Below are 23,560 nucleotides of genomic sequence, written 5' to 3'. Positions count from 1 at the left end.
TGTCGGACGCCATGGCCGACGGCGACCGCGTCCACGGAGTCATCCTCGCCAGCGCCTCCAACAGCGACGGCAGGACCATGGGGCTGGCACTGCCGAGCGCCGAGGCCCAAGAGGACTTGCTGCGTTCGGTGTACGAGCAGGCCGACGTCTCGCCGGACGAACTGGTCTACCTGGAGGCACACGGAACGGGAACCCTCGTCGGTGACCCGCTGGAGTGCCGGGCCATCGGCCGGGCACTGGGTCGCCACCGCACCGCCGGGGTACTGCCGATCGGTTCCGTCAAGACCAACATCGGGCATCTGGAACCGGCTTCCGGGATCGCCGGCCTGCTCAAGGCACTGCTCGTCCTCCGACACCGGGTGATCCCCCCGTCGCTGCACGCCTCCCCGCCCAGCCCGGACATCGATTTCGCGGGGTCGAACCTGGCGACCGCCGACAGCACGCGGCCACTGGACACGGCCGGGCGACCTGTCGTGGGGGTCAACTCCTTCGGCTTCGGCGGCTCCAACGCCCACGTCGTCCTCACCTCCGCGCCCGCCCCGCCGCCCGCCCCGCGTCAAGAACCCGGCGGCAGCCCCACCACGGATCACGAGCGGGCGCTTCCGGTACTGGTCTCGGCGCGCACCCCCAAGGCGCTGGCCGAGGCGGCCACGCGGATGGCGGACCGGCTTGCCGCGGCCCCCGCGCAGGAGTTCTACGACATCGCCCACACCTCCTGCCTGCGCCGGGGAACGCACCCGCACCGTGCGGTCGTCCTGGCCGGGCGCCAGGCCGCCGCACAGCAGATTCGGGTGGTCGCGGGCGGGCCGGCGTCCGACGGGGAGCCCGTGGCCGAGACGCCCGTGGCCGAGGAGCAGGCGCCGAGTTCCGATGGCCCGTTCCCGCGGGACCCGCCGGGAACCGAGGGGCAGGGGCAGTCACCGTTCGTCCCCTCGCCCCGGGAGGGGGGGCGAGGTCCGCGCCGCCCCTACCGCCGTCCAGGGCGTGTCTCGAGGGCGGATCACGTTCGTCTTTGCCGGCAACGGTTCGCAGTGGCCGGGCATGGCGGCCGACCTCCTTGAGCACGATCCCGTCTTCCGCACCGCCGGCACGCGGGTGGACGCTGCCGTAGCCCCCTTGCTGGGATGGTCGCTGGTCGAGGAGCTGGCAGCGCCGGCGGAGCGGTCGCGTCTGGCGCTGACCGAAGTGGCCCAACCGCTCCTGTTCGCCGTGCAGGTCGGCCTGGTGCGGATGCTGGAGGCACAGGGCATCGCGCCGCACAGCGTGCTCGGCCACAGCGTGGGCGAGGTCGCCGCAGCCCATGGCGGGCGCGCTGGACCTGGAGCAGGCCGTGGAGCGTTCGACCTTGCCGTTGGTCTGGGGCCGGTAGGCGCGGGTGAGCTTGCCGGTCGCGCCGAGGTCGGCCAGGTTGGCGCCAGGCGAAGCTGCGGTGGGGGCGGTAGCAGTGCGCCACTCTGTCGCGGTACGCCTCCGTCCGTGCGCGGGGACTGGAGACAACCGCGTCCCTGCGGCCCGATGCGCCGAGGTGGAATCAGCCGACCGGGTCCACCGTCTGTTCGGCGCGGGCAGCCGGCACGCTCCCCGCGGACGGGACCAGTGACTCGCCGCACCAACGGTCCAGGCCGAGACGTCGGTGGACGGCGGCGAGCGGGGGCGGCGCCCACCAGTTGGCGTGCCCGGTCAGCCTCATGAACGCCGGGACGAGCACACCGCGTACGACCGTGGCATCGAGCAGAACGGCCAGTGCCAGACCGCAGCCGATGAGCTTGAGGAGGGTGATGTCCGAGGTCACCAGCGGGAACAGGGCCGCCGCGAAGATGGCGGCCGCGATGGTGATCATGCGCCCGGTGCGGGCGAGACCGTCGTACACCGCCGCGCGGTGGTCGCCGCCGGCCCGGTACTCCTCCTGGATACGGGAGATGAGGAAGAGCTCGTAGTCGACCGAGAGCGCGAAGGCGGCTCCGAACACCAGGACCGGCATGGAGGTCTCCAGCTCACCGGTTACCGTGAAGTCGCCCAGCAGATGACGCAGATGCCCGTCCTGGAACACGTACACCATGGCACCGAAGCTGGCGCTCAGACTCAACGCGCCCATCACGACGGCCTTGACGGGGATCAACACGGAGCCGGTGAACAGGAACAGCAGCAGCAGGGTGGCGCCGACGACGATGCCCGCGGCCCACGGCAGGGTCCGCAGAACGGCGCCCTTGGTGTCGAGCACGCGCGCGGGTCGGCCCGCGACGTAGTGGCGGCCGGGGGACGGCAGGGCGCGCAGCTCTCGCACCAGGCTCTCGTCCCGGTTCGGCGGTCCGTCGACGGCCACGGCGAGCCAGGTGGCGCCTTGGGTGATGTACATGAGCGAGTCGGCCGAGGGGCCCGAGTGGAGCCGGCCGTCCTGGTACGTGCCCAGCGCCGTGACGGTCGCGCCGACGCCCGGCAGGGCGGAGACCGCCCGGGCGTAGCGGTCCAGTTCCCCTCCCTGGTCGATCACATCCGCGTCCGGAAGCAGTACGGCCAGGGTCCGCGTCCAGGGCAGCGGGAACTCCTCCTCGATGCGGGCGGCGGTGGCGTGGGACTCGGCCCGCGCGGGCAGGACGCGCTGGTCGGCGACGCCGAAACGTACGTGCGCGAAGGGAGCGGCGAGCGTGAGCAGGACGACCGCGGCGCTGCCGCCCACCAGCACCGGCCGGGTGGTGGCCTGGCGGGCCACGCGCAACCACAGGGGCGACCGCCGCGCGGTGATTCTGCGCAGGGGAGCGAAGAGGTCACCTCGGTCGATACGGGTCCCGATGACGACGAGCAGGGCGGGCAGCATCAGATGGGTGGTCGCCGCGGCGAGGACCACCACACTGATGCCCGCGAGCGCGAGGGACCGCAGGAAGCCCAGCGGGAACAGGAGGAGGGCACTGAGACAGACGACGACCGTGGCCGCCGAGTACAGCACGGTGCGCCCGACGGTGCGCATGGTGGTCTCGACCGCGTCGGAAGGTGTTGCCCCGGCCGCCAGTTCCTCGCGGTAGCGGGTGACGACGAAGAGGGCGTAGTCGACGGCCAGGCCGAGACCGAGTGCGGTGGTGATGTTGGCCGCGAACGCCGACAGCGGCATGAAGGTCATCAAGACTCTCAGCACGGCGAAGGTCCCGGCCACCGCGAGGCCGCCGACCATGGCGGGCGGGAGCGCGGCCGTCAGCGACCCGAACGCGAAGAGCAGGATCAGCAGCGCCGCGGGTACGCCGATGAGTTCGGCCTGCCACAGCTCCTGGCGGCTGAGCTGGGTGACCTGGGCCATGACCCAGGCGGGCCCGGTCACCGACACCCGAAGACGTCCGGGTCCGTCGCCTCCTTCATGCCCCTCGTGTCCGCCGTACCTCGCGGTCAGTTGGGGTACCAGTGTGGCCGCCAGCCGCGCGGCCTCGTCCTCGTTCCCGCGCAGATCGACCGTGACCAGAGCCGCCCGGCCGTCCTTGCTGCGGAGCCGGCCGTCTCCCACGGCCCAGTACGAGAGGACCTCGCCCACTCCGGGGCGCCGCCCGACCTCCTGGGTGAGAGCCCGCCCGGCGCGCGTGACCCTGGGGTCGTCGACGGGCGCGTCCGCCGTCACATGGAGCACCAGGTCCGGAATGCCCGCGCCGAAGCGCTGGTGGAGCTGGGCCTCGGTACGCGCGGCCTCGGTTCCCTCCGCGATGTAGCCGCCGTTGGAAAGTCGTACGGGGGCCGCGAACGCGGCGAGTACCAGCATCAGCCCGATCGCCAGCGCCCCCGCCAGCACCCACCAGGGGTGACGCACGCCCCAGCGCACCCGGCCGGCGGGCGATGGCGCCCCGCTCGCGGAACCTGACGGCGACCGCGGGACGTGAGGCCATCGCATGACGGGTCCTTTCTCTCAACCGGGACAACCCTGGTGAGGAGGACGTGTCATGGTCAAACGCCTATTGATCCATAAGAGTGATGAAATATCGGTACTCATACGCAACGGGCTACCTTGCGGTGCGTATCCCAGCGCTGGTTCACCGCACGGCGATCCAGCACAGCACCACGTACACGTCGACGTGGACACGCGTCCGGCACGAGCACTCCGTCCGGCACGAAACACCAGCAAGGAGAACCCCCATGCGCAGGACCGCTCTCTTCCGCTCCGCCACGGTCGCCACAGCGACCCTCCTCACGCTGCTCACGTTCAGCACCGGGAGCCAAGCCGAGTCGCGGATGCCGGCCGCCGCATCCGGTGTGCGGGCGCAGAACACGCTCTCCTGCACCCTCAACACGGGCCCCGGCGAGCGCATCTCCTTCTCCCCCGCCGTCTCCAGCACTCCTCGCTCCATCTCGGCCAGCGGCAGCGCCCAGTTGAACAACTGCTCCTCGTTCAACGGACGTCAGAGCCGTATCCGGTCCGGCAGGCTGACCCTGAGCGGGGCCGGCCGGGCGAGCTGTGCCCGCGCCACCGGGATCAGGGGCAGCGGCACCATCACCTGGTACTCCGGACCCCACCGCAACGGGCGGATCGTCGGCCGCTCCACGCTGAGGCTCTCGAGCAACGGCTCCCGCGGCTACACGCCGTTGGACTCCTTCCTTTCAGGCACCATCGTCTCCGGCCTCATGCAGGGCCACCCGTTCAGCGGCGTCGCGGTACCGACCAACGACGTCCGGCAGTGCTTCGGCAGCGGCGTCGGGTACGTGCAGGGCCGCGGCCGCCTCTCCATCGGCTGATCCGGCCGGACGGCCCTGCCCCGGGCGGCGGGGCGGGGCCGTGGTCGCCGGAGGCTGGGTCAGTAACGATGTCGATGACGACCACGGTGGTGACGAGATGTGCTGGTGCCAAGCAGCACCAGGGCGAGACCCAGGGGCGACAGGGTGAGCAGCAGGAACGTCATGAGAGTCCGTATGCCCGTCGCCGGTCGGCTGAAGCAGCCTTGTGCGTGGTGCTACTCGAATACGGTCACGCCTGGCTCACGTGTGCCGACTGCCGTAGGGGCCGGGCCCGGAGGACGTGCCGCAACCGCGCATCGCCCTCTCAGGGCATCAGCGCGGTACACGGGCGTCGTTGCGGATCCTGGCAGCGGTATCCGCGTTCTCGCCGAAGCTGACGCCCAAGCCGCCGTTGCGCAGCGCACCGGGGTCGAGGACGAGGACCTCACCGTAGGTGTAGTGATCGGCCCATACGCAGATGGGCGTCGTGATGATGTACTGATTCGCCCCTGTACGAATGTTCTGGCACTTCATCATGGCGTCACCCAGCCCGGAGGGATGCATCGTCTGGAGGGTGCCGACCAGCTTGGTGCTTCCGTTCGGTTCCGCGGCTGAGTTTTGAGCTATCTTCGCGAAGTGCCGGTCGATGACCTGCTCGGGGTCGCTGATCGTGCCCCAGGCGCCCGTCAGCTGGACAGTCTGCCGTGAGGCAGAGCTGCTCGACTTGTACAAGATGCGGACGGGCGTGGGGTTGGTGATGCCGAAAGCGGCGAAGTCCTCTTCGGCTGACTCCGGGACGGGACCCGTCAGGGTTTCGTCGTAGACGAAGGCCCCGCCCAGCACACTGCGCGGCGCGGTGAGCTGATACGGACGCGAATCGGCCGGCATAGTACTTCTCGTGCTGGCGGTGTTGCCGGTGTGATGGCCGTACACGTAGCCTCCCGCCGCAGCCGCTACCAGTGCGCACGTCACACTCACGGAGAGCAGCACCAACCGCGCTCTCGAGTGCGGCCGTGGCGGTGCCGGGTCGTAGGCAGGCCCGAACCCGGGCCCCGGCCCCTGCGGAGGTCCGTACCACCCACCAGGCTGCTGCTGGCTCACGTCCACACCCTCATTCCCCGAACCGCCCCGCGCTTCCTGTCCCCATCCTCACCCACAGACCGGCCGGAGCACGCACCGGCCCCCGGCCCCATCGTGCGTTCCGGGGCCGCCCACCGGCTGGGATCGAGTGAATGCTGTTCAGTCGGCGACGAAGGGGGTATATCCGACCGGGACCTCAGTGACCTGCAGATCGGAGAAGAGCAGGGACAGCCGGTGCGCGTTGGTTTCGATGAGGACGTCGTGGAAGTCGATCCCGAGGATGGCCGACCAACGGCGAGCGGTATCCGATGGGGGAAGCAGCTTTGCGCCGGGGTACATCGGATGCCACTTCACACCCCAGACGAACCCGTCGAGGTCCGCACCGGTCTCATGGTCGATGAGGCGGTCGTCCAAGGACAACCGCCATGTCTTTGCCGCTACTGCCGTCTCACAATGAGCCTCAATGCAGTACCGGAAGAGATACCGCCGGTAGGATGGCTCGACCCCCGTGCCCGGATCCGCCGCCATGTGGACGACGACCTCATAGTCACGCAGGTAGTTGGTGTAGCCGTGGTGCACCACGGCGTGATCAAAGGTCTCATTCAGTATCTGCTCAAGTACTGCGGCATCCATGCCGCAGTACTACCGCAAGTCCCGGCCTCCCCGGAAACCTGGACGCGGGGCAGTTCACCGCCCCGGTCAAACACCGCTGGTGGGCCATACTCACCCCTGGCCCGCGCCTACCGCAACCACCCGACTTCCCCGCCACCGTCCGCCCATTCCTCCACCGCCAGCGGTGGCAGTGACCACCGTGACCGGGCCGCGTCGAACGCAGCCCGCTACCCAGGACTCACATGCTCCTCCCGTTGTCCCCTCCGAGAGCGGGATGCCGGCCGACGGGCACGTCCACGAACTGGAAGCCATCCGCTACGTGCCGATCGCTGAGCATCCGCCGGCCACCATCGACTACTTCCGCGACGGCCGGTACACCTGCGGGTTCGGACTCAGGGAAGAGAGCCACCGCTGGGGTGCGGAGCCGGATCTGCTGCTGGCCGAGCTCGTCTCAGCAGGGATACTCGCGCCCGACGGGTATACGTACTGCGCGCCGGAAGGTGAGCATTACACGATCACCTATCGGCGCAGCCTCGCCGTAGTCGAGGCACACTTCAGCCTCTCCCTCTCCCCTGCCTGCCTGCCTCGATGAAGCCCGTCTGCCCGCCTATGCCGTACGAGGGGCTCAGCGCATGAACACTCAGGCGGACTCCGACCTGGACACCATCCGCAGCTGGGCCCAAGCCCAGGGCTACACACTCGACAGGATAGGCCCCAAGCGAGTCCCGGCCGACATCCGCGAGGCGTACCGCAGAGCCACCGGCATCTGAGGCGCGCGTCAGGAGAATGCAGTTGAGGTGATTCCGCCAGACCGGCACACTCGCCCGATGAGCCACCCCCAGATCGAGGCCATCATGGCGAGATGGGCCCACACCGGGGAAGGCCTGGAAGGCCGCTGCTTCTGGTGCCCGGACGAACACATCGTCCGCGACGCCGGCATCAGCAACATGATCGGCGTCCTGGCCGGTCTGGCCGAGAACGGCGAACTCGCACAAGCCCTCCACCGTCTCGAAGACTGACTACGCAGAGGCCGCCTTGCGGTGACGAGATGCCCGTTGGGGAGCCAATTCGCGATAACCGCCGAGGGGGGTGACTCGGCGGCGACTGCATAATTGTGTGGCTGTTGCGATCACCGTCGGCCAGAGTCGGCTCCTGCGCGCCACGTCCCCGGATCTGGGCCCTGTGAGGCCTGGGGCGGGCTGGCGCACGGTGGGGAATTCTACACAGCGGCAGAACGTAAGCACGCGGGCCAACGGTGGCAAGTCGTCCAGCCGTTGAGCGACCGGCAATGGGGAGGGGTTGTGGGGATGGTGGCGGGCAGACGTCGGACGCGGCTGGTGTGGGCGGGCGCGGGCTTGGTGATGGTGGCCGGGTGCGGTGGCCGCGGGCATGCGTCGCAGACCGAGGGTGATCGGGCGGGGGTGGCGGCGTACGCGAATGTGGAGGCGGTCCCCGAGCAGCTGGGCCTTGACGGTACGACGATTACCGTGGGGGATTCCAAGGCCCCGGTGACCGTTCATCTGATGGAGGACCCGCGCTGTCCGTACTGTGAGCAGTTCGAGCGCACCGGTGGCGGGCCGGTACTGGCGGCGGCGGTGGTACGCCGGGAGGTGCGGGTGCAGTACACGATGGCGTCGTTCCTGGACGACCGGCTCGGTGGCGGCGGTTCCAAGCGAGCGGTCAACGCTCTGCGGGCGGCATTGCAGGCGGGGAAGTTCACCGAATACCACGCCGTGCTGTACAGCAATCAGCCGACGGAGGAGACGGACGGTTTCACCACCGCACGCCTCCTCGAACTCGCCGCCCGGGTGCCGGGGTTGCGCAGCCCCGCCTTCGACAGCGCCGTGAAGACGATGAAGTACCGGGCCTTCGTTACGGCATCGGAGGAGGATTACGAGGCGAAGGGAACCGAGGAAGGCGTCGGGCCGGGTACACCCAGCGCCAAGATCGACAACTACCCCCTCCCCTCCAACGCCATCCTCTACGACGCTCAGGCCTTCACCGAACTCTTGCGAGTCTCCCGAAGCGAACAAGGTTCCTGAGCCGCCATCGGACGAGCCGCGCAGACCCCTGCTTCGCTGGCGAAGTCCTGTCCGATGGTGCGGAACCGCATGCCGATCCGCCGATCCTCCTCCAGCCGCTCGAACTCGGTGAAGGTTGCGTTCAGATCTTCCAGCGAGTTCACCCGCGGCACTGGCAAAGGTAATTGCGTCGGAAGTATCCGACCTGCCCTTCCACCCCGCCCTTCTCATGGGCCCCACGCAGCCCCGGCTCGCAGTAGAAGGGGACGAACGCGAAGTGCCGCCTGAAGTCCGCCCACTTGGGGGCTCTCCCTGGACGGCCTTCGCCATATCGGTGTCATCACCCAGGAGCCGTACCTCTTCCACGGCTCGATCCGGGACAACCTCCGCCTCGCGCGACAGAACGCCGCAGACTCCCAGCTCCTCGCAACCGGCGCGACGGCCCAGATCCTGGACACAGTCCATCAGTTGCCGCAGGGGCTGAGCAGCGTCATCGGAGGCCGCGGCTACAGCTCTCTGGAGGGGAACGCAAGCGCCTGGCCATCGCCCGCATGCTGCTGCGGGAGCCGGAGATCGTCGTCCTGGACGAGGCCACCTCACACCTGGACAACACCACCGAGCACGCCCTCCAAGAGGCCCTGCGTCCCTTCCTGCGCAACCGCACCTGCCTGGTCGTCGCCCACCGGCTCTCCACCGTCCGACACGCCGACTTGATCTTGGTGCTCGCAGACGGCGAGGTCACCGAGCAGGGCACGCACACCGAGCTCCTGCACCATGACGGCCTGTACCGGCGGCTCCTCAGCGCCCAGCCTCCACCACGCGGCCCGTCCGGCTGAGGGAAGGCCCGACGGCTCTTGACTGGCCGTACTGCAGGTGAGCGGAGTCGAGGATGACGCTCCAGGGTCACCCCGCGGAACGGCTTGCTCCGCACGCCAGCCTGACGCGTACCACCCCAACCGCGGTTTCCGACCCGCCCGGGCGCTCAACGTGCCGCCTGAACCGTTCGCACCACCGCTTCCGGCAGCTTCGTCCCGCTGTCGAGCACCGCCCCGGCGAGCTGCGGCGCCGTCAGGCCGACCGCCGTCGACAGGTCCGCGTTCACCAGCCGGGTGCCTTTGAAGTACGCGCCTTTCATGCTCGCCCCGCGCAGGTCCGCGCCCCTGACGACAGCGCGTTCCAGATGCGCGCGGTCGAGCCACGCGCCGGTGAGGAAGGAGTCGCGCAGCCAGCCCTCCTCCAGGTGGGCACCGGTCAGATTGGCCTTCTCCAGATGGGCACCGCCCAGGCGGACCCGTTCCAGCCGGGCGTTCTGGAGGTCGGCCCCGCGCAGATCCGTACGCCGCAGGTCGATACGGAACGGCTCCTCCACCTGCGGGCGTCTGCCCAGGACCGTCAGCGCGGCCTGTACGGACTCCTCCGGCATCGCATTGGCGGACAGCTCCGCGTCGGGCGGCACCGGCACCTGGTCGCGGACGAACGCGGCCAGGACCTCGACCACCGTGAGGTGGTCCTTGGCGGAGTCCCGCATGATCCGCTCCAGCGCGTAAATACCGCCGAGCCGCTCGACCGTACGCTCGGAGGCGAGGAGCTTGATGGCCTCCACATAGCGCCCGGTCACCTGGCCGTCGCGGGCGATCTCCGCCTGCTCGCGGTCGCGTTCGCGGGTGTGGCGCAGCGTACGGTCGGTGTAGTAGAGGCCCGCACCGGCGACCGCGCCAGCGCCGAGGGCGACGAGTGTCGTACGGAATCCGGTGATCACCACGCCGTCGGCGGGCTGGAGGTCGCGGTGGCGCAACCGGCCGCCGTCGAGCCACCACGGCCCCCGCCACAGCAGCAGGGCGTAGCCGACGAAGGCGACGGCCAGCAGCGCGAGGACCAGGGCACGCGTCCAGCTCCGTTTCATACGCGGGAGCATGTCCTCACCACCGGGACAGTATGCGCGGCGGCCGCTCGAACCGACCGGGGCTCAGGCAGAGGTTCAAAGACAGGCTCTTAGCTTGTTCTTGAACCTCACGTCGCTGCGGAGTGCTTGCCGGTGGGGAAAATGCGGTGCGTGCCGGCACCACGCTAGGCAGACTCGCGGACATGACTGAGAAGATCACCCGCATCAACCCCGAGCAGCTGCATGAGACGCCCGGCTACCACCACATCACGGTGGTAGAGGCAGGACGTACGGCCTATCTGGCGGGACAGTGCCCGCTTGATCGGAACGGTGACCTCGTCGGTGCCGGTTCCCTCGAGACGCAGGTCGACCAGGTGGTCGCGAACGCGCTCACTGCCCTGGCCGCGGCGAGCGCCCAGCCGCAACACGTGGTGCGGTCAGTGATCTACGTGCGGAGCGACGAGAGGGACATGCTCGGAGCCGCATGGCGTCGGCTCACCGAGTCTGCCCTGGGGCCGGCGTTCACCACCGCCAGCACGCTCTTGGGCGTTGCCCAGCTGGGCTTTTCCGGACAGCTCGTCGAGGTGGATCTCACCGTGGCGCTGCCTGACTGACTTCGAACGGCGTATCGATGGGTAGCCCAGCTGGGCATTCGCCGGACGCTGGGGCGGCCTTCGTCTGATCATGCACTCCAACCAAGGTGCACGTGACCACGACGAGGGCCCTGAGGGTGAGTCTGCTGCCTGATGCTGCTGTACGGGAAGCGTTCGCGGAAGCCTCACGCTTCCGGGAGGAGTTGTACGCGTGTCTGACCGTGCGGGGCGATGAGCTGTGCGAGCTGGCGGACGCGGTGCTGTGTGCTCCGGGTGCGGTGCACTCGGCGGTGGAGCTGACGTGCTGCCCGAGCGCCGGCGTGGGCATGGCGCTATGTACGACGGTCTCAACCAGGGCCGGATCGACAGCGGCCGGCTGCGGTCGCTGCTGGCCGGCCTGCCGCTGCCCCGCTTCCCGGACGGGCGCCTGGTGCTGGCGGTAGACGTCTCGCCGTGGCTGCGGTCAGACGCGCCGTGTTCGCGGGAGCGGTTGTTCTGCCACGTCTACGGCCGGGCCAAGACGGCTTCGCAGCTCATTGCGGGCTGGCCGTACTCGTTCGTCGCGGTGCTGATGATGGGTGCCACGTCCTGGACACAGATTCTGGACGCGGTCAGGCTTGGCCCAGCCGACGATGCCACCGCGGTCACCGCCGCCCAGCTCCGCGATGTCGTCGAACGGCTCGTCGCGGCAGGCCAGCGGGCGCCGGGCGAGCCGGACATCACCACCGTGACCGACGCCGGTTACGACGTCACCCGCCTGGCCTGGGTCCTGCAGGACCTGCCTGTCGAGCTGGTCGGCCGCGTCCGCGGCGGCCGTGTGATGCGGCTGCCGAAGCCGCCGCGCGTCGACCCGAAAGGTGGCCGGCCGCCGAAGCACGGGCCGGAGTTCCGCTTCGCCAAGCCTGAGACCTGGCCCGAGCCCGCCGTCACCACCCACACCGCCACCGCGAACTACGGCAAGGCCGTCACGCAGGCGTGGGACCGGGTCCACCCCCGGCTGAATCACCGGGCTGCCTGGCTGGACCATGAGGGCGACCTCCCTCTGATCGAGGGGACGTTGATTCGGCTGGAGGTCGGGCACCTGTCGAAGGACCGGGCGGCCCCAGCGGTGTGGTTGTGGTCCTCGAAGACCGGCGCCGACGACGCGGACGTCGACCGGGCCTGGCAGGCGTTCCTGCGACGCTTCGATCTGGAGCACACGTTTCGGCTGTTCAAACAGACGCTGGGCTGGACCCGGCCTCGGCTTCGGGAACCGGAGGCGGGCGGACCGGTGGACGTGGCTGATCATCGCTGCCTACACCCAGCTCCGGCTTGCCCGTTCGGTCACCCGCGACCTGCGGCATCCCTGGGAGAAACCGGCGGCACCGCACCGGCTCACATCCGCGAGAGTCCGGCGGACGTTTCGGAACCTCCGCCAGCACATGCCCTGCCCCGCCAGGGCACCGAAACCCCACTGGCCCGGCCCTGGACGGCCGCCCGGCACCCCGAACAGGCACCGGCACTAAAGATCAAGTTAGTACTGCAGCCGCAGTTGACGTGACTGCCCGCGAGCCGCTCGTTGCGCCAGTCATGAGTGGGGATGTCACGGTTGACGAGGTGCACGGCTGGACTGCGGGCCTGGATGGTCTGCACGCTCGGATCAGCGCCGAGCCGGTCAGGAGAAGACCCTAGTGCTGCGCGAGGATCACGAGAGCGACGACCGCCACGACGACAACGGCTACGGCTACGGGTACGACGAGGCCGATCACGGTGGGAGTCAGCCGGTCCCGGAACTGCTTCGGGGGCCGGACCCGTGCGGTCTGGTCCGTGCTCAGCTCGGGCCGGACCCGTGCGGTCTGGTCCGTGCTCAGCTCCCACCAGTTGACGACCCGCTGGAACTGCTCGTCGAAGTCGGGGGCGGGATGCATGTCGCTGTGGTAGAGCCCGGGCAGCGAACGACGCCGCCCGCCCTCCAGGAATATCCGGACCGCGTACGACGACGAGGCCTGGCCCTTGGTCTCGCGCACGTCGATCCACCGGATCTCGTGCCAGGGGTAGGTGCGGCCATGCCCAAGGCCCCAACAGATGGTTATTCCGTCGGCCCCGACCCTGCTCCAGCTCCGGGACGACAGGAGGAGAAGCGGGGCGAGGAGGGCGATGCTTCCGCCCGTCAGCCAGGAGAAGCCCACCGCGCCGAGCTTGACGAACGCGGCGCACCCCTCGACGACCAGGACGGCAAGTGCCAGCACCACGTACGACTTTGCCGGACGATTCCGGTCCATCGCCCGGAAGTTCAGTTCGATCACACCCGGCACCCTACGCTTCCGGCCTCGGCCGCGAAACGGCCGGGCGGGCGCATCACTGGCAACCCGTCAGGACTAGCGTTGTCAACCTAGCAGTTACGGGGGTCGGTGACCGCGGCGGCGGTAGTGGCTGGTGCGGGCGCGATGTTGGTGGCGCCGACGCCAAAGGGACCAGCGCAGAATGTGCTCGACCTCGTGCCGGACGGCGTACGCAAACTTGGCCAGCAGGCGGTGGATCTCGTTCATGCTCAGTCGGATCAGGTCGGGGCCAGCTCCCCGTTTTTCGTGGGCCGTGGCGCGGACTGCGGCCAAGTGGGCGGCGGCTGCCATCGCGAGGGTGATGTGCCGGTACCAGGCCTGGTAGTGGCGGACCTGGTAGTGGTCGAGGCCAGCCTCGTTCTTCGCGGCCTGGAAGGTCTCCTCAATCGCCCAGCGGGCTCCGGCCGCATGGACGATGTCGGCCAGCGGGGTGCCGGAGGGGGCGTGCACTAGGTAGTAGGCCTGCTCGCCGTCTGCCAGGCTTCGGCGGATCAGCAGCGCATCGTCGAAGCCGTGGGCTTGGCCGGGCAGCAGTACCAGCGCCCAAGCGTACTCACGCCGGCCGTGGGCGCCGTCGCCGGCCGAGCGGATCTCCCAGGAGTGTTCGGGCAGGATCGCCGCAAGCGTGCGGGCGTTCTGGCCTCGGGGTCCCAGCCGGTGCTTGTAGGCGATAGCCAGCACATAGCTGATCTCGTGCTCGGTCAGCCAGCCCCGCAGGACGGGGTTCTGGCCGTAGGCCTCGTCACCGGTCACCCACCGGAACGGCACCCCGGCGGCCACTGCCCGGGCCAGCATCGCCTGGGCGAGCGCGGGCTTGGTGGCGAACGCGATCTCCTCGCCGATCCGGGCGTCGGCCCGACGCGCCGGATCCTCGGTCCATGCCGTGGGCAGGTACAGCTCGCGGTCGATCAGCGCCCGACCGCCCGCGGAGGCGTAGGCAAGGAACACACCCAGTTGGCAGTTGTCGATCTTCCCCGAGGTGCCCGTGTACTGCCTCTGGACTCCGGCGGAACGGACGCCCTTCTTGATGAACCCTGTCTCATCGACGATCAACACCCCGTCTCGCAAGGCGAGATGTACCAGGATGAAGTCGCGGACCTCGTCACGGACGACATCGACGTCCCAATCGGCCTGGTTCAGCAGCCGCTGTATGCCGTCCGGGCATCGCTCGCCGGCTTGCTCAGCCAATGTCCAACCGTTCTTGCGTTCGAGCGGAGCCAGAAGCCCCCGCATGTACTCCAGGACCCGGCGGCGTGGCTCTGATCTGCGGAAACAGTGGCTGATCCGAGCGTGCAGACCATCCAGGCCCGCAGCCCAGCCCTGCACCGCGTCCACCGTGACATCCCCACCCATGACTGGCTCAACGAGCGGCTCGCGAGCCAGTCACATTAACTGCGGCTGCAGACGAAAATCTTGTCAGAGCCACGTTCGGGTGTATGCCGACACCCCCTTGTTGCAGGAAGCAGCCAGCCTGGTAAGCGATTTACCTTGCTTTCGTTTCTTTGCGGAAAGGTGAAGGTGCGGCGGACTTGGAGCCCGCCGCACGCACTCTTAGGCGCGGATTTCAACCGCCAAAACGGTCACGTCAGGAACCGGGATCGACTGGCCGGGGTTGATCCAGACATCCGGGCTGCCCAGGATGGCGACTCGAGCTCGGTTCACACCCGATGTGATGTGATTGACATGATCTATCTGGAGATACGTCGTGGGGTCCGGTGAGCCTGCTATACAGGTCATTCTTCCGTCGTTGCCCCAGAGCTCAATGCCGTGGGACCAGGTCGGATACGGCGGGCAGGTCACGACCATGGACGCACTGGCCGGGCTAGCCGTCGCGAACGTCCCGGCGATAACAGCCGCGGCGGTCAAAACCCCCGCCGCTGTGCGCTTTTTGATACTTGGTGCCATCGTGTCACTAACTCCTCTTGCTCGTACTGCCGGAAGACCATCTGCCGAACGGTGGTGCGACTGGTGCGCCAGGTGGCAAACCCCGTCCTATGGCCAGAATTCGCCGCTCTTTGCGGGGCATGCCCTGAGCGCGGTGATCACCGGGCGTAATCCGTCCGGAGACCACCCCGTGTTCGCGGTCCGCAGTCCGACAGTGCTGGTGCGAGGAGTTGTCCACGTGACCGCGAGGTGATCCACGCAGGTCATCCACGGGGCTGAGGCCGGACAAGCGGAGTTGTCCGCGGACAACTGCGGGATTGACCGGGCGCAGGAGGTATGGAGTGCCCGGCCCCCACAGAATCCGCCGGCGTTCAGCTGCCGGCTGCCCTGCTCGCATTACGCCGGAGCTGCTGTCCCCGCCCTACAGGGCCGTGTGCGCGGTCCGGCAAGTCGCCGGCCCCGTACGGCTTTCGCCGGAAGCCACCACAGAGAGCGGCACTCACCAGGTGAGGGTGGTCAGTGTGAAGGGCTTCAGCGGATGCCCGACCACGTCCCGCTGGCTCCCGTGGTCGTTCACCACCGGGCAGGGCGCCGCCTAGAACTCCGCGCGCACTGCGCTCTTCGGAGGGCGACTGCTCTACTGACTGAGCGCGTCCGTCACCAGGCGGTTAGCCACGACAAGCGTGAGGTCGGGTACGGCTTTGCGCAGGGCAGCGACGGATTCGGCGTAGCCGCTGCCCGAATCGAGGCCGGCGTCCGAAAGGATTCCTCGGACCCAGTGCGCCAGGACATCGTCCTCGGTCCGTGCGCACTGGGCCTCTTATTGAGGGGGCCCAGTGGGCGAGCAGGATATCGCGCCGGTGGTTCTTCTGGCTGACGAGCACCCCCGACCACGGAAAATCCCTGGGTAGCCTGCGGCATTCGCGATGACGCGCCGTCAGCCTGGCACCCAGTGAGATCCCTCGTCTGGCAAGCCGCCGGTAGCAGATGGGTGTGGCGGCGATGCTGGCGAAGGCAAGGAGGTGTTCCGCCTTCGCTCGTAGCGCCGGTGCAGACGGCGGCATCCTGCAAGCCAGGCCACCGTCCGCACCGCAGTCCAACAATGTCGCCCCAGCACCGGGAGGACTCCATGCCCCTGCGCGCAATGCGCGGAGTGATGTTCCGCGAGCGCAGTCATTGCCGCAGGTGGTCGTAGTCGTACCCCTTGTCGTGAGTCGGGTCCCGCTCGTCCGGTCACGGCCCGGGGAGGCTGTGGCTGTGGCTGGGTGGGCAGAAGCCGCACGACGTTGTCCAGAGCAGTCAGCTGCTGCCGGTATCGCCGGTTCTCCGTGGTGAGTTGGTTCACGACGCGCACCAGGGCCTCGACGTCCTGGCGAAGCACGGTCAGTTCAGCTTGGTCCTTCTGCCGTAGGGTCTTTTTTTGAGCTTGACGACCTGCATTCGGAGTCGGAGCTCGACGTCCGTGGGCTGCCCCCGCTCTTTAACCTGGCGTAAAACTCGTTCTTCAGGTCCAGGTGACGCTGGGTGGGAGCGTTTCGGGGGACGCCGGCTTCCGTGGCGAGGGCGACGATCGACAGCGCGCCGTTCGAGTGCTGTGGAGTGCCGGGCAAGATGCCGTCCGTGGCGGCACGGATGCGGTCGCGTTCGTCCAGGGCTGGGGGCACCAGTCAGCTGCTTTCGTTCGTGATGCGGGTGACGTCGTGACGGTCGGCGGCGCGGCGCAGGGCGGTTGCACTTCGCTGCAGCCGTTCGGCGAGCGGGTCGGGGACGTGCACGGCCTTGGTGTCGAGTTCGTCAGCGCGTCGGCGGCGTTGTTCGGCTTGGTGGTCGATGCGTGCGATGTTCGCGCAGGTACTCAGGCAGCCGTCCAGCGTGGGGGTGTTGGTGGTGGTGTCGCGTCGGCAGAGGGCCTTGTCGGGCTTGTAGACGCACATCAGCATGGCGTGGGGATTGTCGTAGACGGCCAGGTTCGGGTTCTGCAGGACATCGCGGGCGGTTCGGGATGAGTCCGCCGGGGCGTCGGGCGATGTGCCAGGCCAGTGTTCGGCGAAGGCGGCTGGCGCCGATGGCTCCGTGCGGGTCCGGTGGGATGGTGTGCTCGGGCAGGTCCAGGCGGACGGCCTCGCTTTGGCCCAGGTGATGAAGTCCTCGATGCGGGTGTTGATGGTTTCCGTGTTCAGCGAGCCGGCGCCCGCCACAGCACGCTGTCCGTGGACACCGTGGTCGAAAAGCAGGCTGCCGCTGGGGACGAGACGTTCCAGGACTCGGATGGCGTTGACGACAGGCTTGATCGCCACCCAGGGAACATCGCGCATCACACCGGCAGAGATGTGATGGCCTCGCTCGTCTGGGGCGGTCTTGAACGTGTGCCCCGTAGATCAGGTGCCGGCCGGACCGCGGTGGTGGGCAGCAGCCGCTGCGCAGGCCGAGGACTACTGGTGAAGAGGCAGTATTCCGAGCCTGCGCTATTCCTGAGTTCGACGGCCCCTGGAAGGCTTTCGCGGGTGGCGACGCAGGCCGGACCCGAGCCCGTGAAGTCCCGCGCGCTCCGGCCTGGTCGTCGTAGTTGCCGCGGGCGTTGGTGTGCACCGTGGCCACGCTTCCAGTGCCCTCTCATGAGGGGTTTCGCGTCTTGGAAAACACCCAGCGGGCTGAAGGACAGGGGCACTCGGATCCAGCAACTCAAGGGGCACGTCGGCGAGTTCGGAGAGCAGAACGACCGGCCCGCCCGCTCCCGCGCCACGGCGCCCTTCGTGTGCAGGCGAGCCAGGATGGTGATGACGGCGGTGTACGCGAGGTCGCCGCCGAGCCGCTCCTGTACCCAGCCGGCCGTGACCGGTTCGGCCGCCCGCAGCGCGTCCAGCTCGCCCTGCCCACGCTGTCGCGGAAATCCCGCCATCCTGCCGACCTCCGCGGAGGGCGCCTGCCGGACCCGGGCGGCACTCGGCCGCTGGGGTGGAACCGCCTGCGCGTCGGCGCATCGTACGGCATCGCGCGCGGTCGGCCGGGGGATCCTCGGATGGTGATCCGTCCTGGCTGGTCCGCGCCCCGCCGTCTGTGTGTGCTTGTGCTGCTTCTCTGCCTCGCTCTGCCCGCGGTGGGAAGGGCCGACGCTGTCGAGGACGCCCCGACGGACTGCCGAGCCGACCAGCTCGAGACGGCCGAGGTCGCGGCACTGGCTGAGTTCAAACATCGCGGCAACGACTTCAGCATGGTCACGAGCACCATGGACATCAGTGTGCCCGCCGGTTGGACTCACGCCTCCGACCTGCTCCTGGACGCCCATGCGCCGGCCTATCGGTCTGCGCTGGCGTGCCTGGTGGGCAAACCCCCGCAAAATGCGCACGACTTCCGTGATGACGAGTGGCGGTTCAAGCCGGTGACGGTGAAGGCTGACGGCCAGAGGGTCAAGGTTCACTACGAGGCTGCCACGTGGGTCCAGTTCAGCTCCTCCCTTGCTGTCGGCCCCTGGGTGCTGACGGTGTCGAAGGAGAACTGGCGCATCGCGTTGCGTCCTTCTCTTGCCCTGAAGGGCGCCGATTGGGACAGGGTGCAGGTCGACCTGGGCGGACGAGGCGCCCTGACGGCCACCCCTCGCCCGGCCTTCGGCGAAGGTGGAACGAGACTGAACTGGCGGCACAAACAGCCGGACCAGAATCCCACGGTCACTTTCCGCCCACCCACGCTGCAGTATTGGGACTTCATCACGACCTCGACGGAGGAAACCTGGCAGTTCTGGGAGACGTGGGGCATCTATAGCGCCTCGGCAGCGTTCTGGTACGCCGCCTCAGGTGCGTTGTTGCTCGTCGCGGGTCGTCGGCTGAGGCGCAGTCTCGCCGATACGACGACGCCGGAAGAGTCGAGAGCACTGCACTACCTGCGGTGGTGGGCGCTCCTTTTGATGTTTCTGGGCGTGCTCGCCTATATGAACGACAACGTCTACCGGTGGTTCCAGCATCTCGAGGGCTGGTATCACGACTACGAAGCGACGGTCGCGGTGTTTGTGCTGGCGTTCCTCGGGCCTGTGCTGTGTCTGTTCGGCAGCCGGTCGAAGCGCCTCCTCTTCAGTGTGGGCGGAGTCGTCCTGGGCGTACTCGGCTGGTACGTGGTGTCGGAGATGTTTGACTTCACCTTGCTCCCCACAGCCGACCAGCTCCTGTCCACTCCGGGCTGGACCGTGGCAGCCGTGGCCTGCACCGCACTGACGGCAGTGTGCTGGGTCGGCATGATCGCAGCAGGGCAGCGGATGCTGCTGATCAGAGAGACTCGGATCCCGACTCGCATGATGGTCGCCGCCGCCCTTGCAGCAGCGACGGCGACCGTCCTGTGGGCCTACCTCGCCTTTGACCGCTCCTGGGAGCGAATCAGCTGGCTCGCCAACCCACGCTCGCCTGATTTTCAACAGATGTGGGTGGAAGAGCTCGATTCATGGTGGTGGACCTTCCCGGCAAGGGTTCTGGATCCGCTGCTCAACGTTGTCATCATCCTGGCGCCGCTGCCCGCGCTGGGTGTCCTGCGGGTCTGCCGGGTCGAACAGCACGAGCAGGGGGCGTTCACACCCGCGCCTCCGGAGAAGTTCCTGCTCGTGGCCCTCTTCGCCATCACCTTCGCACCCTACGCGTACTACTTCGGCTTCTCCGCATACGCGCTCACCCTGGTGCTGTGCCTGGGCACGGCCTGGGGAGTACTCGTCCTGGGCTCGCACTTCTCCGTGCTGGAGCAGCCCTTCGCCGACAACGCACCGCTGGGAAGGACGATCTCGCTGACCGACAGGACCGACGTGCTGCGCCTGGCACGCCGGTTCAGGGAACTCCAGACCCGCCTGAGTCAGCTCAGTACGTCGAACCTGGGGGAGCGTTCCACCGAGCGGCAGTCGATCGAGGCCGAGATCGACCGACTGGACCAAGCGTTGCCGGCAGGAGTGAGACCCGCCGATCTTCCCTTCGCCTGTGGCCCGATGCCCACGTGGTGGGGCAATGCTCGCAGGGGAGCCGTCAACGCGTGTCTCATCGGCCTGCCCGCGACCGGCCTGCTGTACTGGGTCGCCGCCGTGAAGGGCGACTCCTGGATGGTGTACGCGGAGGATCCAGCAGGGTTTGTCTGGATCGTGGTCAACATCCTCTACTGGCAGGTCGGCTGGATCGTCGGCGGATTCTTCCTCGGGGCGCTGTGGCGTGATCTGCCGGGCCGTCACGGGCCGACGAAGGCACTCTTCGTCACGCTCGCGTTCGCCGTCCCGGCAACGGCTGACTTCCTCATCGTCCAAGCCGTCGGCGGGAGCGTGCCCCAGTTGGTCGGCGAGATCGCCGCATTCGGCTCGGTAACGACGTGCACGGGCCTGATGATGGATCTGCAGACCTTCCAGAACGAGCGCCGCTACTGGCCGACCAATGCCAGTCTCGTCGCTTACGGGGCTGACAAGAAGGTAATGGGGGGCTACCGGCCGGGCGCCGATGTGCTGACGGGTCTGCGAAGGCCTTCCAGAGGGTGACGAGCGCAAGCAGCTGCGCCAGGAAGAACGCGATCGTGGCGAAGCGCATCTGGTAGACGATGAGGGGCATGACCACCAACTCCTTCGAGGGCAGGGCTGAAGCCCTCCGCCAGGAGCGTGGGATGCGAAGGGACCATCGCCTTGTGCTGCGCGCGGACGGTGTCGGCGGGGACCGTGCGGTTCGCCGGGCGCGGGCCCCGGCGCTCCACACACACGGAGGCCGGGGTTGGCCCCCATGACCGCGATGACGGGGCATGTTGTGCCGCTTGGCGGGGGGACTGTAAGACGTTCGGTGTAACTCCCGATCATGGAAGATGCATCGATGACCAGTGAGAACGTGTCCGAGTCCAGGGCCGGCGAGCCGCCGAAGGCTGTGTCGGCGAAGGCCGGGGACGACCAGTTGAACCGCTGGCTGCGGGCGGTAGCGTCGGGCGGTCGGCAAACCCTGGCCTCCAAGAGCCCCGGCAGCACCCGCTGCAAATTCGATGCGGCACAACTCCGCGTACTGGAGACGATGTTGGATGCCGGAACGGCCGCCTCTGGCTGGAGTGACCAGTGCTGGACGCTGGCGAGGATCGCCGAGGTCGTGCGCCGCCGGTTCGGCGTCGATGTTCACGTCCAGCGACAGCACTACTACGTCCGCGACCGACGGGAACAACAGCTCCTTCAAAGGGAGAACGACCTCTTCCACGGCCCCGAATTGTCAGCTATGACGCGTCGGTCACTCGCCACGGAATGTCGATGAGAACTGACACGGCGGTGAAAGGTCGTACGTCGGGTGCGCACTCGCCTGGCTTTGTCCTGTCGCCCTGCGGTGCGATAGGGCATCCTCATGCCCATGCGAACGGGGCACACACGTGGCGACAGTGGCGGCAGCAGGCGCGCTCATCAAATCGAGGACGTGCTGCAAGTAGGCGTTCCATCACCCTGACGGAAATCCAGCAGGCCGAGGTCCGCACCAGGGGCCGCGAGGCGCACCCGCCCTCCGACGGGCACATGGACCGTGCAGGCGAGGTGCCCTTGTGCCTGCCCGGTGGGCCAGAGCAGGTTGCAGCGGAGGCCGACCTCCCGTCGGCCCGGCACCACCGGCACGCTCTCGTTGACGGGGTGGACGACCCCGTCAACGGTGAGCGTCCAGCAGGATGCCGGGCCGGGGACCTCAACGCGGAGCATCGGACTCAAACCTCACGGACGACATGAAGTCGTTGAAGGTGTCGTCAGTGTTGTCCGGCTGGTGGAGGACCACGACCATCCCCGTCGGGTCGGAGGCGGGGTTGTCACCTTCGAAGCTTCTGATGACGGTGAAGAACTGCGGTCCGACCTTCACGGTGAGGTCACCGTCCCCGATGTCGTAATCGTCCTCGCAGAACCAGTGGACGACCTTTTTCGGCGGCCCGATGAAGATCATCGAGCTGATCTCGTCCTCCAGCTCGATGTCGTTGGTGAAGATGTCGTTCTGGATCACCGTCGTGTCGTTGAGGACCGGCACCCCATCCGCCGCGGCGAACGCGAAGTACGGGTTCGCGGTGACCCCGCTGACCAGACTGTCGAGGCCCAGCAGGAACGCGGCGAAGTCAGGGAACGCCTTCAGCGTGGTCACCGTCTCCTGGAGGGTCGCCAGCGTCGACTTGAGCTGCTCGACGCTGCGCAGCGGCGAGTTCCCGGGGACCATGAAGAGGACCGCCGGGACGCCCTGCTCGCCGTCGAGCGGCCGGCAACAGTCGAGGAGTACCGGTGCACGACCGCTACCCGGCGGCACTCGACCCGCCTGGCCTGCCCGCTGACCAGTAGTCGTGCCGCCACACGCGAACGGGCGTGACCTTCAAGCCGGATCGAAGGTTCGAAGGCAGGACATGACCAGCATGGGCTGTACCCGCGCCACGGTCAGATCGCCGACTGCAAGTAATGCCAGGGCTGGACAGGCGTGCAACGATACGCCCGCCAGAGTGATTCGAGGCTCAAGATCCAGGAGGTGGCGGGTTTACACGGGGATAGTTGCGTTGATGTTCAGTCCGCTCACAGGAGGTCGGCCTTGCTGCCCAAACTCACCAAAATCACCATCGCCGCGGCTGCGGTCCTGGGCTGTGTACAGCCGAACGTCGCCTCAGCCAACGTGGCTCAGGCCAGTGACGTGAGCTTGTCCAGGACCGGGCATTCCGCTGGCACTGCTGCGGCACTACCGCAGGGATGCCAGCGTCAGGAGGCTTATGGCACCTCGGGTTGGTGGTCCGCGGTGCAAGGCTGTTTGGCTGACCGGTACGGCCGTTCTACGGTCAAGATCGAAGCCAACTGCAAGTACAAGAGCGTCTTGCTTTACAGCGTGAACGCCTGCGATGTCAGCGGACACTACTCCGTCCAGAAGGACGGAAAGGCGCTCAAGGAAGGCAGGTTCGTCTTCAGGACCGATCCGTTCCACGGAGGGGGATCGGATTATTACCAGGCATATGCGTGCGACGGCAGCGGGACCTACACCCTGAAGCTCACCGATATCCACACGGTGGGAAGCTACAAGGGCCAGACGCGCGGGGTTGCTTCCGTGCCGGACATCACCGTCGTTGCCAAGGGTTGCTGAGCAACTGGTTTGTTGTAAGCGGGTGCTTGAGATCCGATAGCGCTCCGGAGGAAACGCTACAGGCCCGGCTGGGCGTCCCCAGCCGGGCCTGTGATTTGTGCGGCCTTTTCGCCTGGCCTGGAGACACTCCCCCCGGCTGCTCGCCGGTCCCCTGTTCAGTGCCCTGAACTTCAAAGGGGCAGTGGGAGCCGCGGAGGGAAGCCGTGAGGTGAAGGTAGAACCGGAAACTCAGCCCCTACACACGCCACACGCCCACGACCCCCGCCCGGCACGAGGACCGTGCCGCCGCAGACCTCTCCAGCCGCCTGCCCGCCCAGCACGGGCTAGGGCCTGTCTGATAATTGATCTTGTGGTGGGTCGTGGTGAGTTGACGGATGCGGCGTGGGAGCGGATAGCGCCCCTGCTGCCTGGTGTTGAT

The 23,560-nt window shown here is 68.0% G+C and carries 20 protein-coding genes and 5 pseudogenes; 13 read left to right on the top strand and 12 right to left on the bottom strand.

The annotated features are described in order from the left end of the window. The first annotated feature begins 11 nt into the window (after positions 1 to 11). Both AB0G17_RS31490 and AB0G17_RS31485 read left to right on the top strand, forming a co-directional pair. Positions 12 to 1,061: a ketoacyl-synthetase C-terminal extension domain-containing protein gene (locus AB0G17_RS31490; protein WP_361390078.1), complete on the top strand. Its 1,050-nt coding sequence runs from the start codon at positions 12 to 14 to the stop codon at positions 1,059 to 1,061. Further along, positions 1,042 to 1,242, top strand: a pseudogene (locus AB0G17_RS31485) (acyltransferase domain-containing protein); the annotation flags it as partial. The gene AB0G17_RS31490 and the pseudogene AB0G17_RS31485, both read left to right, overlap by 20 nt. Positions 1,243 to 1,335: 93 nt before the next feature. On the opposite strand, the pseudogene AB0G17_RS31480 reads toward AB0G17_RS31485, so the two are convergent. Then, positions 1,336 to 1,429: pseudogene (locus AB0G17_RS31480) on the bottom strand (IS481 family transposase); the annotation flags it as partial. Between the two features lie 102 nt (positions 1,430 to 1,531). Continuing rightward, on the bottom strand, positions 1,532 to 3,787 hold the full coding sequence (locus tag AB0G17_RS31475) for an MMPL family transporter (protein WP_361390076.1): 2,256 nt from the start codon (positions 3,785 to 3,787) through the stop codon (positions 1,532 to 1,534). 323 nt (positions 3,788 to 4,110) lie between these two features. Here AB0G17_RS31475 and AB0G17_RS31470 point away from each other — a divergent pair, with 323 nt between their 5' ends. Further along, positions 4,111 to 4,707 (top strand): hypothetical protein, encoded by a 597-nt coding sequence (locus tag AB0G17_RS31470; protein WP_361390074.1) that lies wholly within the window; start codon positions 4,111 to 4,113, stop codon positions 4,705 to 4,707. Between the two features lie 312 nt (positions 4,708 to 5,019). Here AB0G17_RS31470 and AB0G17_RS31465 read toward each other — a convergent pair whose 3' ends face one another. Further along, a complete protein-coding gene (locus AB0G17_RS31465) occupies positions 5,020 to 5,574 on the bottom strand; it encodes a hypothetical protein (protein ID WP_361390072.1) in 555 nt (184 codons plus the stop codon). A gap of 351 nt (positions 5,575 to 5,925) precedes the next feature. Next, a complete protein-coding gene (locus AB0G17_RS31460) occupies positions 5,926 to 6,399 on the bottom strand; it encodes a hypothetical protein (protein WP_361390070.1) in 474 nt (157 codons plus the stop codon). A 253-nt stretch (positions 6,400 to 6,652) separates the two neighbouring features. On the opposite strand from AB0G17_RS31460, the gene AB0G17_RS31455 reads away from it, so the two are divergent. From AB0G17_RS31455 to AB0G17_RS31435, 5 genes are all read left to right on the top strand, one after another. Continuing rightward, positions 6,653 to 6,970 carry a hypothetical protein gene (locus tag AB0G17_RS31455; RefSeq protein ID WP_361390068.1) on the top strand — a complete coding sequence of 106 codons (318 nt, stop codon included), beginning with the start codon at positions 6,653 to 6,655 and terminating at the stop codon, positions 6,968 to 6,970. A gap of 40 nt (positions 6,971 to 7,010) precedes the next feature. Further along, the gene (locus AB0G17_RS31450) at positions 7,011 to 7,148 is read left to right on the top strand and encodes a hypothetical protein (protein ID WP_361390066.1); all 138 of its coding nucleotides are present in this window, start codon (positions 7,011 to 7,013) and stop codon (positions 7,146 to 7,148) included. A 57-nt stretch (positions 7,149 to 7,205) separates the two neighbouring features. Beyond that, positions 7,206 to 7,397 (top strand): hypothetical protein, encoded by a 192-nt coding sequence (locus AB0G17_RS31445; protein WP_361390064.1) that lies wholly within the window; start codon positions 7,206 to 7,208, stop codon positions 7,395 to 7,397. Between the two features lie 288 nt (positions 7,398 to 7,685). After that, on the top strand, positions 7,686 to 8,420 hold the full coding sequence (locus AB0G17_RS31440) for a thioredoxin domain-containing protein (protein ID WP_361390153.1): 735 nt from the start codon (positions 7,686 to 7,688) through the stop codon (positions 8,418 to 8,420). 278 nt (positions 8,421 to 8,698) lie between these two features. Then, positions 8,699 to 9,235, top strand: a complete 537-nt coding sequence (locus tag AB0G17_RS31435) for an ATP-binding cassette domain-containing protein (protein WP_361390062.1) — start codon at positions 8,699 to 8,701, stop codon at positions 9,233 to 9,235. A 146-nt stretch (positions 9,236 to 9,381) separates the two neighbouring features. Here the strand turns inward: AB0G17_RS31435 and AB0G17_RS31430 are convergent, their stop codons facing one another. Continuing rightward, complete coding sequence (locus AB0G17_RS31430; RefSeq protein ID WP_361390060.1) at positions 9,382 to 10,302, bottom strand: pentapeptide repeat-containing protein; 921 nt, start codon at positions 10,300 to 10,302, stop codon at positions 9,382 to 9,384. 182 nt (positions 10,303 to 10,484) lie between these two features. Here AB0G17_RS31430 and AB0G17_RS31425 point away from each other — a divergent pair, with 182 nt between their 5' ends. Together AB0G17_RS31425 and AB0G17_RS31420 are read left to right on the top strand one after the other, a co-directional pair. Next, the gene (locus AB0G17_RS31425; RefSeq protein ID WP_361390058.1) at positions 10,485 to 10,895 is read left to right on the top strand and encodes a RidA family protein; all 411 of its coding nucleotides are present in this window, start codon (positions 10,485 to 10,487) and stop codon (positions 10,893 to 10,895) included. A gap of 122 nt (positions 10,896 to 11,017) precedes the next feature. Beyond that, a pseudogene (locus tag AB0G17_RS31420) lies at positions 11,018 to 12,370 on the top strand (NF041680 family putative transposase); the annotation flags it as partial. Between the two features lie 171 nt (positions 12,371 to 12,541). On the opposite strand, the gene AB0G17_RS31415 reads toward AB0G17_RS31420, so the two are convergent. From AB0G17_RS31415 to AB0G17_RS31390, 6 genes and pseudogenes are all read right to left on the bottom strand, one after another. Next, the gene (locus AB0G17_RS31415) at positions 12,542 to 13,159 is read right to left on the bottom strand and encodes a hypothetical protein (RefSeq protein WP_361390056.1); all 618 of its coding nucleotides are present in this window, start codon (positions 13,157 to 13,159) and stop codon (positions 12,542 to 12,544) included. Between the two features lie 93 nt (positions 13,160 to 13,252). Continuing rightward, positions 13,253 to 14,548, bottom strand: coding sequence for an IS701 family transposase (locus AB0G17_RS31410; protein WP_361390054.1), 1,296 nt, complete (start codon positions 14,546 to 14,548; stop codon positions 13,253 to 13,255). A 198-nt stretch (positions 14,549 to 14,746) separates the two neighbouring features. Continuing rightward, complete coding sequence (locus AB0G17_RS31405) at positions 14,747 to 15,100, bottom strand: hypothetical protein (protein WP_361390052.1); 354 nt, start codon at positions 15,098 to 15,100, stop codon at positions 14,747 to 14,749. A gap of 950 nt (positions 15,101 to 16,050) precedes the next feature. Further along, positions 16,051 to 16,291 (bottom strand): annotated as a pseudogene (locus AB0G17_RS31400) (IS5/IS1182 family transposase); the annotation flags it as partial. Positions 16,292 to 16,746: 455 nt separating this feature from the next. Then, on the bottom strand, positions 16,747 to 17,376 hold the full coding sequence (locus tag AB0G17_RS31395) for a hypothetical protein (RefSeq protein WP_361390050.1): 630 nt from the start codon (positions 17,374 to 17,376) through the stop codon (positions 16,747 to 16,749). A 416-nt stretch (positions 17,377 to 17,792) separates the two neighbouring features. Next, a pseudogene (locus AB0G17_RS31390) lies at positions 17,793 to 17,978 on the bottom strand (BlaI/MecI/CopY family transcriptional regulator); the annotation flags it as partial. Between the two features lie 120 nt (positions 17,979 to 18,098). Here AB0G17_RS31390 and AB0G17_RS31385 point away from each other — a divergent pair. Continuing rightward, complete coding sequence (locus AB0G17_RS31385; RefSeq protein WP_361390048.1) at positions 18,099 to 20,570, top strand: DUF6185 family protein; 2,472 nt, start codon at positions 18,099 to 18,101, stop codon at positions 20,568 to 20,570. Positions 20,571 to 20,892: 322 nt separating this feature from the next. Then, entirely contained in the window at positions 20,893 to 21,315 is a 423-nt protein-coding gene (locus AB0G17_RS31380) for a winged helix-turn-helix domain-containing protein (protein ID WP_361390046.1), read from the top strand. 414 nt (positions 21,316 to 21,729) lie between these two features. Here the strand turns inward: AB0G17_RS31380 and AB0G17_RS31375 are convergent, their stop codons facing one another. Beyond that, on the bottom strand, positions 21,730 to 22,329 hold the full coding sequence (locus AB0G17_RS31375) for a hypothetical protein (RefSeq protein WP_361390044.1): 600 nt from the start codon (positions 22,327 to 22,329) through the stop codon (positions 21,730 to 21,732). Between the two features lie 273 nt (positions 22,330 to 22,602). Between AB0G17_RS31375 and AB0G17_RS31370 the strand changes: the two genes are divergently transcribed. Further along, positions 22,603 to 23,142, top strand: a complete 540-nt coding sequence (locus AB0G17_RS31370; RefSeq protein WP_361390042.1) for a hypothetical protein — start codon at positions 22,603 to 22,605, stop codon at positions 23,140 to 23,142. Positions 23,143 to 23,560 lie beyond the last annotated feature (418 nt).

Source organism: Streptomyces sp. NPDC023838 (genome assembly GCF_040639555.1).
GTDB lineage: Bacteria > Actinomycetota > Actinomycetes > Streptomycetales > Streptomycetaceae > Streptomyces.
Note: the sequence above shows the minus strand (reverse complement) of the source record. Positions and strands in the feature narration are given on the sequence as shown.